Origin of the sequence: Chelatococcus sp. YT9 (genome assembly GCF_018398315.1) — a bacterium.
Lineage (GTDB): Bacteria > Pseudomonadota > Alphaproteobacteria > Rhizobiales > Beijerinckiaceae > Chelatococcus.
In genome coordinates this window covers 879,898-894,854 of sequence record NZ_JAHBRW010000001.1, presented here as the reverse complement: position 1 = coordinate 894,854, position 14,957 = coordinate 879,898, and the positions used below count along the sequence as shown (strand labels likewise).

The following is a 14,957-nucleotide window of genomic DNA, read 5'->3' as shown; positions in this document are numbered from 1 at the left end:
ATGGATGCGGTCCTCCAGGCGCTGATCAACGGCATCATCTCCGGGACGCTTCTTGCCGTCCCGGCGCTAGGCTTCAGCGCGATCTTCGCTGTGCTCCGCTTCCCCAATTTCGCCATTGGCGCATTGGCGACGGCGGGTGCCTATTGTGCCTGGGTGGTAAACGTCAGCCTCGGCCTCCCGATTCCGGTGGCGATTTTTGCCGCCTTTGTGGGGGCCGGGCTCGCCGGCGCCTTGCTGGAATATGGCGCGCTGGAGCGGCTCGGCCGCGGCGGCGCGCTGATGAAGGCCATCGGCTCGCTGGCGATGGGCATGGTCATCGAGAACATTGTGCGCTTCATCTTCGGCAATGATCTTCAGGCTTTCGACCTCCCGCTCGCGCGCGACATCGTTTTCGGGCCAATTCGCGTGGGCCCGCAGCAGCTCAATAATCTCGTCCTCGCGCTTGTGATCATGGCTGCGGTCTGGGCCTTTCTCTCGCTCACCAGCCTCGGTCGGTCGATGCGAGCGGTTGCCGACAATCCTGATCTCGCGCGTCTCAAGGGTGTCAATCCTCGCTTCATCGCGCTGGTGACGGTTGCCATCGGCAGCGGCCTTTGCGGCATCGGCGGAACGCTCATCGGCCTTGATACCGCGATCGATCCGCTGGTCGGCGGGCGTGTGCTCCTGTCCGTCTTTGCAGCTGCGGTCCTCGGTGGCCTCGGCAGCATTCCCGGCGCGGTGGCCGGCGCTTTCCTCATCGGCATCGTTGAGGAGTTCACGGTTCTCGCCCTTTCGCCCGCCTACCGACTGGCGGTCGGCTTCATCGTGATCCTGGTCGTTCTCACCGTGCGGCCGTCCGGGCTTCTCGGCAGCAAGGCGAACTGACGACATGCTCACCTACATCCTTTTTGCGCTCGTCATCGGCTCGGTCTATGCGCTGCTCGCGCAGAGCCTGATGCTGTCATGGGGGCTTGCGGGGCTGGTCAACCTGGGTCTCGCTGGTTTCTTCGCGGTCGGCGCCTATGCCTCGGCCATGCTCACGACCTGGGGCCACGCGCCGATCCCGGTGGGGGTGGCGGTTGCCATGCTGGCCGGAGGTTTTGTCGGGCTCATCGTCTGCTTCTCGACGCTCAGGCTGCGTGATGACTACCTTGCGATCGTCACGCTCGGCTTTGCCGAGATCGTGCGGCTCGTTGCATCCAACGAGGTGTGGCTGACCGGCGGCACAGATGGCATCTCCGGCATTCCCGTTCTGGTACCGCGCGATGCAGGCATCTGGTTCCATGCTGGCTCGCTGGCCATCATCGCGGCAGCGGTGGCCGTGGTCTATCTTCTCCTGCGCCGTCTCTTGCGCTCGCCTTGGGGGCGCAGCCTCAGGGCTATTCGCGAGGACCAGACGGTGGCTTCCGTCGCCGGCAAGAGCATCGTGCGGTTCAAGGCGCAGGCCTTCTCGCTGGCCGCGGCCATTGCCGGCCTAGCGGGCGCCTTCTATGGGCACTACACGAGCTACGTCGCGCCGGATCTCTTCCAGCCGCTCATCACGATTTACATCTTCCTGGCCGTGACAGCCGGCGGCAATGCACGCCCAGCGGGCGCCGTCATTGGCGCCTATCTGCTGGTCGCCTTCCTCGAGGCCACACGCTTCATCGCAGAACTGGCGCCCGGCGTGTCGGCCGTTCAGGCGGCCTCCCTCCGGGAAATCGTGGTCGGGCTCGGCCTGGTGCTCATCCTCAGCTTCCGACCGGACGGCCTCCTTCCCGAACGTTCACAGAAAGCACCCGTGCAATGACCGATACCCTCATCAAGGCCTATCTATCCGTCACAGATGCCATCGCCGCCGATGCGAGCCCCGAGGCCGCTTACCGCGCCGTCGACAAGGCCGTGGCGGATCTTCTCGGCCACCAGCTCTTCACCATTCTCGTCCGGTGCGAGAATGGCGAGGAGGTTGAACGCGTCTATTCCTCGCAGCCCGTCGCCTATCCAGTCCAGGGCCGCAAGCGCATGGGACCAACCCCGTGGGGCGACCTCGTCTTGAAGCGCAAGCAGACTTTCCTCGGGCCCGATGTCGCCGCTATCCGCTGGGCTTTCCCGGATCACGAACTGATCGAGAGCCTTGGTCTCGGCTCGGTCATCAACGTTTCCGTCCAGCAAGGCGGCGAGATTCTTGGGACGCTCAATGTCCTCGACCGTGAGGGCGCCTATACCAGCGAAGATCAGGTCGCGCTGGTTCGCTCCTTCACCGCCTTCCTCATTCCCGCATTGACCAAGGCGCGCGTCTGACGCCGCATCCTTAACGACGTTCGGAGTTTGTTATGAGCACGATCCTGTTCCAGAACGCTGATATTCTCGATGGGCGTTCTGACGAGGCCCTCGCCGGGCATCATGTGCTGGTCGAGAACGGCGAGATTCGTGAAGTGTCGGACAAGCCGATCCAATCGTCGTCGGCCGTGGTCATCGACCTCGCCGGCAAGACGCTGATGCCGGGGCTCATCGACTGCCACGTGCATGTCATCGCCACCACGACCAACCTCGGCCTCAATGCCGAGCTCCCGAACACGCTGGTCGCGCTGCGTTCGGCCAAGATCATGCGCGACATGCTGATGCGCGGCTTCACCACCGTGCGCGACCTCGGCGGCGCGGAATACGGCCTCGTGCAGGCGATCGACGAAGGGCTGATCGAGGCGCCGCGCCTCGTGATCTGCGGCAAGGCGCTGTCGCAGACTGGCGGCCACACCGATTATCGCGGCCGCTATCATGCACGCAATGTGGACTATTACGCCGACCGGGCGGGCACGCTCGGCCGCGTCGTTGATGGCGTCGACGCGCTGCGCCGTGCCGCGCGCGAGGAGATCAAGGGCGGCGCCCAGTTCATCAAGATCATGGCGAATGGCGGCGTGTCGTCGCCGACCGATCCAATCGCCTTCCTCGGCTTCTCGGATGACGAGCTGCGCGCGGCGGTCGAAGAGGCCCGTCATGCCCAGACCTATGTGGCCGCGCATCTCTACACAGACGAAGGCATCCGCCGCGCTGTCGAGCTCGGTGTCGAATCCGTGGAGCACGGCAACCTCATCACTGCGGAGACGGCGCGGCTGGTGAAGGAGAAGGGCGCCTATGTCGTGCCCACCAACGTCACCTTCGACTATCTTGCCAAGGAAGGTGCTTCCTTCGGCTTGCCGCCTGCCTCGGTCGCCAAGATCGAAGACGTGCGTGCCCAAGGCCTTGCGGCGCTCGAGATCCTGCACAATGCCGATGTCATGATGGCCTATGGTTCCGACCTGCTCGGCGAGATGCACCACCACCAGTCGGATGAATTCCTGCTGCGCCGCGACGTGTTGCCGGCGATCGAGGTCATCCGCTCGGCCACGGTCAATGCGGCAAAGGTCGTGCGCCAGGAAGGCAAGCTTGGCGTCGTTGCCGCCGGAGCCCACGCCGACCTCATCGTGGTCGACGGCAATCCGCTGAAGGACATGGCTCTTCTAACGGGCCAGGGCAAGCATATGCCGGCCATCATGAAGGCCGGACATTTTGTGAAGAACGAACTCGGCGTTTGATTGCGAACTGCCGGTTCAAGAGGAGGGGTGTCATGATCAATCGTCGTACACTATTGGCTGGCGTTGCCGGCGCGGGGGCCTTAGTCGCGGCCCCTTCCATCCTGCGCGCGCAAGGGACGGGTCCGATCCGCATCGGCGCCCTTAATCCGATCACCGGATCCGGCAGCCCTTATGGCTCGGGCATGCAGAAAATGATCCTGGCTGTTGCAGAGGCCGTGAATGCGGCCGGTGGCGCCGCGGGCCGTCCCATCGAGGTGTTCGCGGAAGACAGCCAGACGAATCCGCAGGCCGGCGTGCTGGCCGCCAAGAAGCTCATCGAGGCCAACAAGGTGCAGGCCATTCTCGGCACCTTCTCCTCGGGCGTGTCGCTGGCGGTGCTACCGCTCTGCAACGATGCAGGCATCCCGCTTTTCCACTGCTCGGGCGCGCCGGCTTTGTCGGTTCCGCCCGCCAATGCCAAGGGCCTCGGCTTCCGGTTCCAGGCGACGAACGGCCGCTTCGGCCAGGCTTTCGCCGCCATCTGCGAGAAGGAAGGCTTCAAGCGGCCGGCCACGATGGCCTTCAACAACGCATCGGGCATCGGCAACACTGAGGGCTTCCGCCAAGCGTGGGAAGCCAAGGGTGGCAAGGTCGTCGAGAGCGTCGTCTACGAGCCGAACCAGGCATCCTATCGTTCGGAGTTGATGAAGGTTCTCGCGGCCCAACCGGACGTCATCGTCACCGGGTCCTACCTCGCCGATACCACCATCATCCTGCGCGAGTGGTTCCAGAGCGGCCAGCCCGTTCGCTGGATCATTCCGGGCTGGGCGGCCAATCCGGAGCTCATCCAGGCTCTCGGACCTGACGTGACGGAAGGTGTGATCTCCGTCGACTCCGTCTCGAACGAGGGATCCCAGGCATTTGCCCAGTATGATGCAGCCTACCAGAAGGCGATGAAGCAGCCGGGGACGGCGAACGTCTACGCCGCCATGACCTGGGACATGCTCAATGTGCTGGCGCTCGCCATCGAGGCCGCCGGATCGTCCGACATGTCCGCGGTCGTGCCCAAGTTGCGCGAAGTCGGCAACCCTCCGGGGACGGTTGTGTCGTCCTTTGCTGAGGGCAAGGCTGCCTTGAAGAACGGCAAGATCAACTATGACGGCGCCTCGTCGGTCCTCGATTTCGACCAGTATGGCGACGTTACGCCGGACTTCGGCGCCTACTTCATCACGGCTGGCAAGCTGGAACGCCGCTACGTCGTCAAGATCTGATCATGCCCTATCCGGCGCTGTGGTTCCGGCGCCGGATATGCTTTTATTTCCGTGAGGCATCAGCGTTGTTCTACGCTCAGCTTATCGTCAACGGGCTCGTCCAAGGGCTGATCGTCGGGCTTGCCGCGCTCGCGGTGACGCTCGTCTTCGGCGTGGCGCGCTTTGCCAATGCGGCAACGGGCGACACCATGACTTTCGGGGCCTACGCGGCCCTCATCGGCCACAAGGCGACGGGCTCGCTCGTCGTTGCCGGCGGGGCTGCGGTGGGAGCCACCGCGCTCCTGTCGCTTACGGCCTACGCGCTGGTGTTCCGTAAGCTGGCAGGGCGCTCGGTTGTAGCGTTGCTCGTCACGTCGATCGGCGTCGGCTTCCTTATGCGCGCCGTGCTCGGCATCGTCTTCGGCCACAATCAGCAGCTTTTCACCGTGCCGCTGGTTCGCCCCATCCGCTTCAACGGGCTCGTCATCAATCCCTTCGACCTGCAACTCGCTGCGGTGGCGGCGGTGGCGCTCGTCGGCGTGTTTCTCATCCTCTATGCCACCCCGATCGGCCGGCGCATGCGCGCGGTGGCCGACAACCGGGAGCTGGCGCTTGTCTCCGGCATCCGGCCCGAGCGTGTCATGATCGCCCTTTGGCTGCTCGTGGGCGCGGTCACCGGCGTCGCCGGCATGATGCTCGGCATGAAGACGGTCGTCTCACCGGAACTTGGCTGGGAGATGCTGCTGCCGGCCTTCGCGGCTGCCATCCTCGGCGGCATCGGCAGTCCGGCGGGAGCCGTCCTTGCCGGCCTCCTCTTGGGTGTGGCGCAGGAGCTTTCGACACCTTTCGTCGGCTTCACCTACAAGCTCTCGATTTCCTTCGTCGTCCTGCTCCTGGTGCTTCTGGTGCGTCCGCGTGGCTTGTTCGGCCGGCTTGAGGGAGTGCGCTGATGGAGGCCTATCTCGTTGCAATCGCCATCGTGGCCCTTATTTACGTGCTGCTCGCACTGGGGCTGACGCTGCAATACGGCTTCACGGGCCTGATCAATTTCGGCCATGTCGGCTTTTTCGCGATCGGGGCCTATACCTCGGCCATCCTGGCGATGAACGGCGTGCCGCTCATCCTCAGCTTCGCCGCGGGAACGATCGTCGCTGGCCTTGCCGCCTGGCCGATCGGCCTGATCGCGCTCAGGCTTCGCGATGACTATTTCGCCATCGTGACACTCGGCTTTTCCGAAACCGTACGTCTCGTCATCACCAGCGAGAAGTGGCTGACCAACGGCGTGCAGGGCATCCCAGCCATTCCGCGCATGTTTGCGAGCATCTCGGTCGGCTCGCTCGCCTCCTTCGCGGTGCTGGCGGTGCTGCTGGTGGTCACCATCATCGCGGTCTTGGGGATGGGCCGTATCGTAAAGAGTCCCTTCGGCCGCATCATCGAGGCCATCCGCGACAATGAGGATGCGGTGAAGGCGCTCGGCAAGGATCCGGCCCGCTTCAAGGTGCAGGTGCTGATCCTGGGATCGGGCCTTGCCGGTCTCGCCGGGGCCTTCTACGCCCATTACATCACCTATATCGTGCCGGACCAGTTCATTCCCCTCGTCACCTTCTACGTGTGGATGGCGATCATCATCGGGGGGATCGGGCGTGTTTCTGGAGCGGTTGTCGGCACTGTGCTGCTGATGGTCCTGCTCGAGGGATCGCGCTTCATCCGCGATGTCATGCCCTTCATCTCGGACGTGGAGATGGCCTCGGTGCGCCTTGGTGTCATCGGCCTCCTGCTGATCCTCTTCACCATCTACCGCCCGCAAGGTCTCATGGGAGATTTTACCCGGCGATGAGCTTGCAAATCACGGATATCCGCAAGGCGTTCGGCGGCTTCCAGGCCCTCGATGGCGTCACTCTCTCGGTGGGCGAGGGGCAACTGGTCGGGCTCATTGGCCCGAACGGAGCCGGCAAATCCACCCTCTTTTCGGTCGTGTCCGGCTTTATCGAGGCCGATGGCGGCGAGGTTCGTTTCAAGGGGGCCGACCTCGGGCGGCAATCGCCGGCCGCCCGCGCCCGCAAAGGCCTCCTGCGCACCTTCCAGGTGCCGCGCGAGTTCAGCCACCTGACCGTCCGCGACAATCTCAAGGCGGCCGCGCCCGGGCAGACCGGGGAGGGGCTGATCGGCCTGTTTCTGCGGCCGGGCGAGGTGGCCCGCGAGGAGGCCGCCATCGCGGCGAAGGTCGATGAGGTCATCGCCTTCCTGCGGCTCGGCCATGTCGCTGATCTCCCGTCAGGGCGGCTGTCCGGCGGACAGAAGAAATTGCTCGAGCTTGGACGTGTGCTGATGGTGGAACCATCGCTGATCCTGCTCGACGAGCCGTTTGCCGGTGTCAACCCGGTGTTGATCGAGGAATTGGTGGAGCGTATCCGCGAACTCAACGCCAGGGGCATCGGCTTCCTCATTATCGAACATGACCTGCAGGCCCTCACGCGGCTCGTGCCGACTCTCCACGTCATGGATCGCGGCCGGATCCTCGCCTCCGGCACGCCGGGAGAGGTGCTCGAGGATGGCAAGGTCCGTGAAGCCTATCTCGGAGGCGCGGCGTGACCGACGCAAAGGCAGTTCTCGAAATCCGCAACCTGCGTGGCGGCTACGGCGAGGTTGATATCCTCAACGGCATCGATCTCGTGCTGCGCGAGAAGGAAATCCTCACCGTCGCCGGCACGAATGGTGCCGGCAAGTCCACCCTCGCCAAGGCCGTCGTCGGACTTCTGCCTAGGGTCAACGGCGAGATCAGCGTCGACGGGCAGGACATCCTCGCCGTTCCCGCCTATCGGCGCATGGCCCATGGCATCGGCTACGTGCCTCAGGTTTCCAACGTGTTCGCGGCCTTGTCGATCACCGAGAACCTGCAGGTTGTCGCCGGCGTGGCGGATCGCAAGCAGCGCATCGAGGAGATGTTCACGCTGTTCCCGTTGCTCGGCGAGCGCAGGCGGGCCCGCGCGGGAAGCCTCTCCGGCGGCGAGCGTCAGCAGCTTGCCTTCGCCCGCGCCCTGATGTCCCGACCCTCCCTCATGGTTCTGGACGAGCCGACGGCGGCGCTCGCCCCTGCCAAGGTCGCCGAGGCCTTCGCCCTGATTGCCCGCTTGCCCTCGCTCGGCGTGTCCACGCTGATTGTCGAGCAGCGCGCGCGCCAGTCGCTCGCCATCTCCGACCGGGGCTGCATCCTCGATGGCGGCAAGGTGGCGCTGGAGGGGGCGGCCGACGCGCTTCTGGCGGATCCGCGCGCGGCGGAGCTCTATCTCGGCCAGGGATAAACGGCGCAGCATTCTGCTGTCCGCGGCCGGCTGCAAGGCATCCGCTTCGGCCCGGGCAGGTTGAAACAGCAGACGATGGCGCCGGCTTGGTTTAGACAAAAACGATCCTGCGACGACTGCCTCGCGCCGTCTTTTGCGCTCAATCAACGACGTTCAAGGAGTTCACGATGCGCCTGACCGACTTCAAGGTTCTGACCTTCGACTGCTACGGCACGCTGATCGACTGGGAAAGCGGCATGGTCGAGGGGTTGAAGCCTCTGACGAGCAAGGTTCAGCGCCCGCTGACGCGCAACGAGATCCTGCAAGCTCACGCCCGACATGAATCGACGCAGCAGCGTCACACCCCTGCCATGCGCTACCGTGATCTGCTCGCCATCGTCTACAAGCGCTTGGCCGAGGAGTGGGGCGTGACCGTGAGCCACGAGGACTGCGTGACCTATGGCCTGTCCGTCCGCAACTGGCCGGCTTTCCAGGATTCGCCCGGCGCGCTCCAGTATCTCAAGAAGTTCTACAAGCTCGTCATCCTGTCGAACGTGGACAACGAGACCTTCACCTACAGCAACAAGAAGCTGCAGGTGGATTTCGACGCCATCATCACGGCGGAAGATATTGGATCCTACAAGCCCGATCTCAAGAACTTCGAGTATATGATCGAGACGCTCGGCAATATGGGCCTTGGCAAGGGCGACATCCTGCATACAGCCGAGAGCCTGTTCCATGATCACAAGCCGGCAAATGCCATTGGGCTTGCCTCATGCTGGATTCATCGCCGCCACCAGGACGAAGGCTTCGGCGCAACTATGAACCCCGGCGATTTGCCCAAATACGATTTCCGCTTTACGAGCATGGGTGAATTGGCAGCCGCGCATCAGGATCAACTGCGCGCCTGACCGCGGGGCGGAATAACAGGGTGGTGCGATGGCGGGGTTGCCCAAGCTGGATCGGATCGACATCAAGATCCTGACTCACCTGCAAAGGGATGGGCAACTCACCAACGTCAGCCTCTCGGAACTCGTCGGCTTGTCGCCATCGCCCTGCCTCCAGCGCGTCAAGCGGCTGGAGGCCGCCGGCTACATCACGGGCTACAGCGCGCATATCAACATGCGCAAGCTCGCCGAATGCGTGACCGTCTTCACGGAAGTGACGCTCGCTGACCATCGCCGCGAGGATTTCGTGAAGTTCGAGGCGAGCATCCGCAGTGTTGAAGAGCTGCTGGAATGCCATCTGCTCAGCGGCGGCTACGATTATCTCCTGCGCTTCATGGTGCGCAGCATCGCGCATTACCAGGAAGTCATCGAAGCGCTTGTCGACCGCAACATCGGGATCGAGAAATACTTTAGTTACATCGTTCTCAAGACGCCGCTGGTGAAGACCGAGTTGCCTATACAGGCGCTGCTCAGCGAAACGAAGTAAAAGGCCGAACATTGTCCGGCCTTTCCAGGGCATTTTCGCGCGAAGTGGCCGCCGGATTCGCGTGAAGAAAATGCGTCGCTCCGTGATGGGCTCAAGCCGCCGGATCGAGGCCGCCGACATGCAGCGTCTTGGTTTCGAGATATTCGTCGAGGCCATATTTCGAGCCCTCGCGGCCAAGGCCTGACTGCTTGATGCCGCCGAAGGGCGCGACTTCCAGCGAGACCGAGCCCGTGTTGAGGCCGACCATGCCGAATTCCAGCCGCTCGGTCACGCGCCACGAACGGCGGATGTCCTGAGTGAAGAAGTAGGACGCGAGGCCGAAGGGCGTCGCATTGGCGATGGTGATGGCCTCGCTCTCTTCCCGGAAGCGGAAGAGCGGCGCGAGCGGCCCGAAGGTCTCCTCGCTGGCGAGCACCATCTCGGTAGTCGCGCCGGTGAGCACGGTGGGTGTTGAAAACAGCGTGCCGGGCCGTGCCTCGCCGCCGATGAGAATGCTGGCCCCTTTGGCGCGGGCGTCGTCGACATGATGCGCCACTTTTTCGACCGCCGCCTGGTTGATCAGCGGCCCGATGGTGACGCCCTCATCGAAGCCATTGCCCACCTTGAGCTTCGCCACTTCCCCTGCCAGACGTTCCGCGAAGCGATCATAGATGCCGTCCTGCACGAGGATGCGGTTCGCGCAGACGCAGGTCTGGCCGGCATTGCGGAATTTGCTCGCCATGACTCCCGCAATGGCGAGATCGAGATCGGCATCATCGAACACGATGAAAGGCGCGTTGCCGCCGAGTTCGAAACTCAGGCGCTTCACGCTGTCGGCGCTCTGGCGCATGAGAAGGCGCCCGACGCGAGTGGAGCCGGTAAAGGAGAGCTTCCGCACGGTCTCGTTGCTTGTGAGTTCTCCGCCGATGCCGTCCGGCATGCCGGTGAGCACGCTGAAGATGCCCTTCGGGAAACCCGCCCGCTCTGCCAGAACGGCGAGAGCGAGCGCCGAAAGGGGGGTTAGATCGGATGGTTTCACGATTACCGGGCACCCCGCCGCAAGGGCGGGAGCGCATTTGCGGGTGATCATGGCATTGGGGAAGTTCCACGGTGTGATTGCGGCGGAAACGCCGACAGGCTCGCGCAGCGTGATGATGCGCCGGTCCGTGGAGGGCGCCGGGATGGTGTCGCCATAGATGCGGCGCGCTTCCTCGGCGAACCATTTCACGAAGCCGGCACCGTAGGTCACCTCGCCGCGAGCTTCCGCGAGCGGCTTGCCCTGTTCGGCGGTCATGATGGCCGCGAGATCTTCGGCATTCTCCAGCATGAGGCGATGCCAGACTTCCAGGAGCCGGCCCCGCTCGGCGGAGGGAAGCGCCCGCCAGCGCGGCCAAGCCTCGTTGGCGGCTGCGATGGCGGCGCGTGTTTCATCGGCCCCGAGCGCGGGCACCGTGGTGATGATCTCGCCGGTGGCGGGGTTGCGGACGGGGAGTGTTTCGCCATTGCGCGCGCCCGCCCAGTTACCGCCGATGAAGGCCTTGTCGGCGAGGAGGGAAGGGTCGCGAAGACGCTGCTTGAGAGACATGGAATGCCTTTGCGAAAGGTGCGGAGTTGCGTTTCCGCAGCGTGCCCTCCGGCTCAAGGATTTGCTGCCGTAAATCGCGCCAGAACAGATCAGCCTGCCGTCCCTGGCGCGCGGAACAGCATCGCTTGTTGTCCCTGAAGGGCTTGAATACGGGCCTAGCCAGACGGAGAGAAGCGTGTCCACCCCCGTAAAGCCTGAAGCCGCCTACGATGATTTCGCGAAACTTGATATTCGCATCGGCCGCATCGTGCATGTCGAGCCGTTCCCGCGCGCCAGAAACCCCTCCTACAAGGTCGCGGTTGATCTCGGCGAGCTCGGCATCCGCTGGTCCAGCGCGCAGATCACGAGCTACACGCCCGACCAACTGACGGGGACGGATGTCGCCTGCGTCGTCAATTTCGCACCACGTAACATAGCCGGCTTTCAATCTGAAATCCTGATCCTCGGCGCGCGCAACGCCCTCGGCCACGTCATCCTGCTGACGCCGCGCTCCGAGGTGGCACGTGGCGAGACCGTGTTCTAATCCCCTTCTTTCTGGAGACTGCCATGAACGCCTCTGCGCGTAAGACCGAGCTTTTGCTGGCGGAGCGGGCGCGGCACGTGCCACGCGGCGTCGCCACCGCCCATCCTGTCGTCATTGAACGTGCGCTCGGCGCCGAGATCTGGGATGTGGAAGGCCGACGCTACCTCGATTTCGTGGGCGGCATCGGCGTGCTCAATGTTGGCCACAACCATCCGCGCGTCGTCGAGGCCGTTTCGCGGCAATTGCAGAACATCTCGCATGCCGCCTTCCAGGTCGCGGCCTACGAGCCCTATATCGATCTGGCCGCGCGCCTGAACACGCTGATCGGCACGGACGAGGCCTACAAGAGCATCTTCCTGACCACCGGAGCGGAAGCGGTCGAGAATGCCATCAAGATCGCGCGCGGCTACACCAACCGCCCCGGCGTCATCGCCTTCCGCGGCGCTTTCCACGGCCGCACCTTGCTGGGCGTGACGCTGACCGGCTTCAGCCAGCCCTACAAGCAGAATTTCGGTCCCTTCCCGACCGACATCTACCACGCCGCCTATCCGGATCTCTATCGCGGCATCACCACGGACAAGGCGCTTCATTCCCTGGAAGAGGTGTTCGCGACAGAGATCGCACCGGACCGCGTGGCCGCCATCATCATCGAGCCGGTGCAGGGCGACGGCGGCTTCCTGCCGGCCCCGGACGATTTCCTCGTCGCGCTGCGCGAGATCACCAAGCGCCATGGCATCGTGCTCATCTGCGATGAGATCCAGACCGGCTTTGGCCGCACGGGTGACCTGTTCGGCTTCCAGCGTTCGGGCATCAAGCCCGATCTCGTGACCGTGGCGAAAAGCCTCGCGGGCGGCCTGCCGCTTTCCGGCGTCGTCGGCCGCGCCGAGATCATGGATGCACCGACGCCCGGCGGCCTTGGCGGCACCTATGGCGGCAACGCGCTGGCCTGTGCGGCGGCGCTCGGCGTGCTCGATGCCTTCGACCGGGAAGACCTTCTGGAACGCGGCGCGGCAGGCGGCGCCCGCCTCCGGGCGGGGCTGGAGGCCTTGCAGCGGCAGCACAGCGACCGCATCGGCGAAGTGCGCGGGCGGGGCAGCATGCTGGCCGTCGAGATCGTCGCCGATGCCGCGAGCAAGCGCCACGACGCGGACTTCGCGCAGGTCGTCATCGACAAGGCGCGCGAGGAAGGGCTGCTGGTCATCAAATGCGGCGTCCACCGCAACGTCATCCGCTTCCTCGCCCCGCTCGTCACCACGGACGCGCAGATCGATGAAGCGGTGGCGGCTTTCGGGAAGGCTTTCGCGTCGGCAGCCGGCTAAACGTCGCAATCGTACGTTACTGACGAAGGAAAGGCGGAGCGCCAAGCGCTCCGCCTTTTTTGTCGCGCTTGACAGCGACGCGAAAAGGCGGCTTTCTCATCTGGTCTTCTGGTTGGACCAGTAGATCAGAAAGAAGGCCACAGAGAAAAATCACGCGGGAGGAGGCTCACGGGGAGGCCATGGCGGTTTCAGCGAAGAGTTCGGAGGCCATTGTCCTGGCTGAGGTGCCGTCGTTCCGTGACGCGATCGTGAAACGCTCGCTGAAGGACGTGATCGCCGACAAGATCGCCGGGCTGATCGCGTCCGGCATCGTCCAGGTGGGAGACGCGCTGCCGAGCGAGCGGGAGCTTGCATCGTCCCTCAATGTCAGCCGCGAGACGACGCGCGGTGCCATCCAGATCCTGGCGGCCCGCGGCATCCTCGAGATTTCGCACGGCGCCCGCACGCGGGTCGTGCGCGTCGACGTGGGGCCCGTGACCATCGGTGTGGGTCCGGCGCGAGCCATCAATGCCTATGACATCGATTCCGTCCATGCCGCCCGCCTTCTTGTTGAGCGCGAGGTGGTGGCGGACGCCGCGCGGCGCATCGACGATGCGACGCTGGCGACGCTGGACGGGCTGCTCGCGGTGCAGAAGGAGGCCTTTGACGATCCTGTCGGCTTCCTGATCTGCGACAGGGAATTCCACGTCACGATCTACCGGGCGTCGGGCAATGCCCTGCTCGCGGATTTCGCGGCGGATCTCTACAGCTACATGATGGAATATCGTCGCATCGCGGTGGCGCGCCCGGAGGCCATTGCGACGAGCTATGCGGACCATGCCGCGGTTGTCGCGGCGTTGCGCGCCCATGATCCCGATGCCGCGGTCGCGGCTTTTGCCGTCCATACGGACCGCATCTATCAGACAACGCAAACAGTGATGGGTATGGAAAATAAACAGAAATAGATAAATAGTTCTCGTTGTTATAAATAAACAAACAGAACCAACATAATATTCGGAGGACAATGCTATGGAACGCAGGACAGTGTTGAAGCTCGCTCTTGGTGGCACCCTTGCGGCGAGCACCGGCCTGGGCGGATTGCGCGCCGCGATGGCTGCCGGCAAGGACATCGCATATCTTACGCCGGGCCTTGATCTGCCTTTCTGGCGCTATCTGTCGAAAGGCGTCGAGGCGACGGTGAAGCAGAAGGGCTTCGGCTACCAGGCGCTCGACTCGCGAAACAGCGCGCAGACCCAGCTGCAAAACGCGCAGGATGTCATCGCGCGCGGCGTCGCTGGCATCGTGATCTCGCCGACGGATTCATCCACAGCGCCAAGCGTGCTTGATCTCGCCAAGCGCGCCAATATTCCCGTCGTAATCGGGGATATCGGGACGAACAGCGGCGACTATTCTTCCTTCATCATCTCCGACAACTACAAGGGCGCGCATGGCGTCGGCATGGCGCTGGCGGCGGCGTTGAAGAAGAAGGGCTGGCAGGACGGGTCTGTCGGCATCATCGCCATTTCCCAGGCGCGCAAGAACGGCCAGGCGCGCACCAAGGGCTTCCTGGACGGTCTCAAGGAAGGCGGTTTCACCGGGAAGGAGGCTGGTCTCCAGCAGATGCAGTCCTATACGGCCGATGAAACCTTCAAGTTCACGCAGGACATGCTTACCGCCAATCCGGGCATGCGTGGGTTGTTCATCCAAACGGACCAGCCCGCGCTCGGTGCGCTCCGGGCCATCAAGGCTGCCCGCCGGGATGGCCAGGTCCTGGTGGCGGCCTTCGATGGCATTCCGGAATTCGTCGACCTCCTGAAATCCGGCCAAATCGTCGTGTCCGGCATGCAGCAGCCTTACCTGATGGGCGTCCGCTCCGGCGAGGCCCTGCTCGCGACCCTCGATGGCAAGACGCCCGAGAAGGAAATCACCGTGCCGATCCTGGTTATCACCAGTGAAAACATCGAGAAGGAACTGCCCACGGTGCGCAAGACGGTCTTCGCCGACGAAGTCTGATGTCTCCGTTGTGAGGTGTCCTGTCGTCTAGGACTTTATAGCTGAACGCGTGGCGCGGCATTATTCAATGTTCGCGCCGTGCGAA

At 63.8% G+C, this 14,957-nt stretch carries 16 protein-coding genes; 15 read left to right on the top strand and 1 reads right to left on the bottom strand.

Going from position 1 to position 14,957, the window contains the following annotated elements:
- From KIO76_RS04125 to KIO76_RS04075, 11 genes are all read left to right on the top strand, one after another.
- Window positions 1-864: a branched-chain amino acid ABC transporter permease gene (locus tag KIO76_RS04125; RefSeq protein WP_213321598.1), complete on the top strand. Its 864-nt coding sequence runs from the start codon at window positions 1-3 to the stop codon at window positions 862-864.
- A gap of 4 nt (window positions 865-868) precedes the next feature.
- Entirely contained in the window at window positions 869-1,768 is a 900-nt protein-coding gene (locus KIO76_RS04120; protein ID WP_213321597.1) for a branched-chain amino acid ABC transporter permease, read from the top strand.
- Window positions 1,765-2,259, top strand: a complete 495-nt coding sequence (locus tag KIO76_RS04115; RefSeq protein WP_213321596.1) for a GAF domain-containing protein — start codon at window positions 1,765-1,767, stop codon at window positions 2,257-2,259. Before KIO76_RS04120 ends, KIO76_RS04115 begins: the two co-directional genes overlap by 4 nt.
- Before the next feature lie 32 nt (window positions 2,260-2,291).
- The gene (locus tag KIO76_RS04110; protein WP_213321595.1) at window positions 2,292-3,530 is read left to right on the top strand and encodes a metal-dependent hydrolase family protein; all 1,239 of its coding nucleotides are present in this window, start codon (window positions 2,292-2,294) and stop codon (window positions 3,528-3,530) included.
- 32 nt (window positions 3,531-3,562) lie between these two features.
- Complete coding sequence (locus tag KIO76_RS04105; protein ID WP_213321594.1) at window positions 3,563-4,780, top strand: ABC transporter substrate-binding protein; 1,218 nt, start codon at window positions 3,563-3,565, stop codon at window positions 4,778-4,780.
- A gap of 2 nt (window positions 4,781-4,782) precedes the next feature.
- A complete protein-coding gene (locus tag KIO76_RS04100) occupies window positions 4,783-5,709 on the top strand; it encodes a branched-chain amino acid ABC transporter permease (RefSeq protein ID WP_213321593.1) in 927 nt (308 codons plus the stop codon).
- Window positions 5,709-6,596 carry a branched-chain amino acid ABC transporter permease gene (locus tag KIO76_RS04095; RefSeq protein WP_213321592.1) on the top strand — a complete coding sequence of 296 codons (888 nt, stop codon included), beginning with the start codon at window positions 5,709-5,711 and terminating at the stop codon, window positions 6,594-6,596. Before KIO76_RS04100 ends, KIO76_RS04095 begins: the two co-directional genes overlap by 1 nt.
- The gene (locus tag KIO76_RS04090; RefSeq protein ID WP_213321591.1) at window positions 6,593-7,351 is read left to right on the top strand and encodes an ABC transporter ATP-binding protein; all 759 of its coding nucleotides are present in this window, start codon (window positions 6,593-6,595) and stop codon (window positions 7,349-7,351) included. Before KIO76_RS04095 ends, KIO76_RS04090 begins: the two co-directional genes overlap by 4 nt.
- Window positions 7,348-8,061: an ABC transporter ATP-binding protein gene (locus KIO76_RS04085; protein ID WP_213321590.1), complete on the top strand. Its 714-nt coding sequence runs from the start codon at window positions 7,348-7,350 to the stop codon at window positions 8,059-8,061. Before KIO76_RS04090 ends, KIO76_RS04085 begins: the two co-directional genes overlap by 4 nt.
- A 167-nt stretch (window positions 8,062-8,228) precedes the next feature.
- On the top strand, window positions 8,229-8,951 hold the full coding sequence (locus KIO76_RS04080; RefSeq protein ID WP_213321589.1) for a haloacid dehalogenase type II: 723 nt from the start codon (window positions 8,229-8,231) through the stop codon (window positions 8,949-8,951).
- Between the two features lie 28 nt (window positions 8,952-8,979).
- On the top strand, window positions 8,980-9,474 hold the full coding sequence (locus KIO76_RS04075; protein ID WP_213321588.1) for an Lrp/AsnC family transcriptional regulator: 495 nt from the start codon (window positions 8,980-8,982) through the stop codon (window positions 9,472-9,474).
- Between the two features lie 91 nt (window positions 9,475-9,565).
- Here the strand turns inward: KIO76_RS04075 and KIO76_RS04070 are convergent, their stop codons facing one another.
- Window positions 9,566-11,038, bottom strand: a complete 1,473-nt coding sequence (locus tag KIO76_RS04070) for an NAD-dependent succinate-semialdehyde dehydrogenase (protein WP_213321587.1) — start codon at window positions 11,036-11,038, stop codon at window positions 9,566-9,568.
- 175 nt (window positions 11,039-11,213) lie between these two features.
- Between KIO76_RS04070 and KIO76_RS04065 the strand changes: the two genes are divergently transcribed.
- The 4 genes from KIO76_RS04065 to KIO76_RS04050 all read left to right on the top strand — a co-directional run bounded on the left by KIO76_RS04065 (window position 11,214) and on the right by KIO76_RS04050 (window position 14,872).
- Window positions 11,214-11,561: a tRNA-binding protein gene (locus KIO76_RS04065; protein ID WP_213321586.1), complete on the top strand. Its 348-nt coding sequence runs from the start codon at window positions 11,214-11,216 to the stop codon at window positions 11,559-11,561.
- A 23-nt stretch (window positions 11,562-11,584) separates the two neighbouring features.
- Window positions 11,585-12,880: a 4-aminobutyrate--2-oxoglutarate transaminase gene (gene gabT / locus KIO76_RS04060; protein ID WP_213321585.1), complete on the top strand. Its 1,296-nt coding sequence runs from the start codon at window positions 11,585-11,587 to the stop codon at window positions 12,878-12,880.
- Between the two features lie 179 nt (window positions 12,881-13,059).
- Window positions 13,060-13,824 (top strand): FadR/GntR family transcriptional regulator, encoded by a 765-nt coding sequence (locus KIO76_RS04055; RefSeq protein ID WP_213321584.1) that lies wholly within the window; start codon window positions 13,060-13,062, stop codon window positions 13,822-13,824.
- Window positions 13,825-13,888: 64 nt separating this feature from the next.
- Complete coding sequence (locus KIO76_RS04050; protein ID WP_213321583.1) at window positions 13,889-14,872, top strand: substrate-binding domain-containing protein; 984 nt, start codon at window positions 13,889-13,891, stop codon at window positions 14,870-14,872.
- The last annotated feature ends 85 nt before the right edge of the window (window positions 14,873-14,957 follow it).

What these genes read in the sequence shown, in the direction of transcription:
- KIO76_RS04125 (WP_213321598.1), top strand. Translation starts at nt 1, where the DNA reads ATGGATGCGGTCCTCCAGGCGCTGATCAACGGCATCATCTCCGGGACG.
- KIO76_RS04120 (WP_213321597.1), top strand. Translation starts at nt 869, where the DNA reads ATGCTCACCTACATCCTTTTTGCGCTCGTCATCGGCTCGGTCTATGCG.
- KIO76_RS04115 (WP_213321596.1), top strand. Translation starts at nt 1,765, where the DNA reads ATGACCGATACCCTCATCAAGGCCTATCTATCCGTCACAGATGCCATC.
- KIO76_RS04110 (WP_213321595.1), top strand. Translation starts at nt 2,292, where the DNA reads ATGAGCACGATCCTGTTCCAGAACGCTGATATTCTCGATGGGCGTTCT.
- KIO76_RS04105 (WP_213321594.1), top strand. Translation starts at nt 3,563, where the DNA reads ATGATCAATCGTCGTACACTATTGGCTGGCGTTGCCGGCGCGGGGGCC.
- KIO76_RS04100 (WP_213321593.1), top strand. Translation starts at nt 4,783, where the DNA reads ATGCCCTATCCGGCGCTGTGGTTCCGGCGCCGGATATGCTTTTATTTC.
- KIO76_RS04095 (WP_213321592.1), top strand. Translation starts at nt 5,709, where the DNA reads ATGGAGGCCTATCTCGTTGCAATCGCCATCGTGGCCCTTATTTACGTG.
- KIO76_RS04090 (WP_213321591.1), top strand. Translation starts at nt 6,593, where the DNA reads ATGAGCTTGCAAATCACGGATATCCGCAAGGCGTTCGGCGGCTTCCAG.
- KIO76_RS04080 (WP_213321589.1), top strand. Translation starts at nt 8,229, where the DNA reads ATGCGCCTGACCGACTTCAAGGTTCTGACCTTCGACTGCTACGGCACG.
- KIO76_RS04075 (WP_213321588.1), top strand. Translation starts at nt 8,980, where the DNA reads ATGGCGGGGTTGCCCAAGCTGGATCGGATCGACATCAAGATCCTGACT.
- KIO76_RS04070 (WP_213321587.1), bottom strand. Translation starts at nt 11,038, where the DNA reads ATGTCTCTCAAGCAGCGTCTTCGCGACCCTTCCCTCCTCGCCGACAAG.
- gabT (WP_213321585.1), top strand. Translation starts at nt 11,585, where the DNA reads ATGAACGCCTCTGCGCGTAAGACCGAGCTTTTGCTGGCGGAGCGGGCG.
- KIO76_RS04055 (WP_213321584.1), top strand. Translation starts at nt 13,060, where the DNA reads ATGGCGGTTTCAGCGAAGAGTTCGGAGGCCATTGTCCTGGCTGAGGTG.
- KIO76_RS04050 (WP_213321583.1), top strand. Translation starts at nt 13,889, where the DNA reads ATGGAACGCAGGACAGTGTTGAAGCTCGCTCTTGGTGGCACCCTTGCG.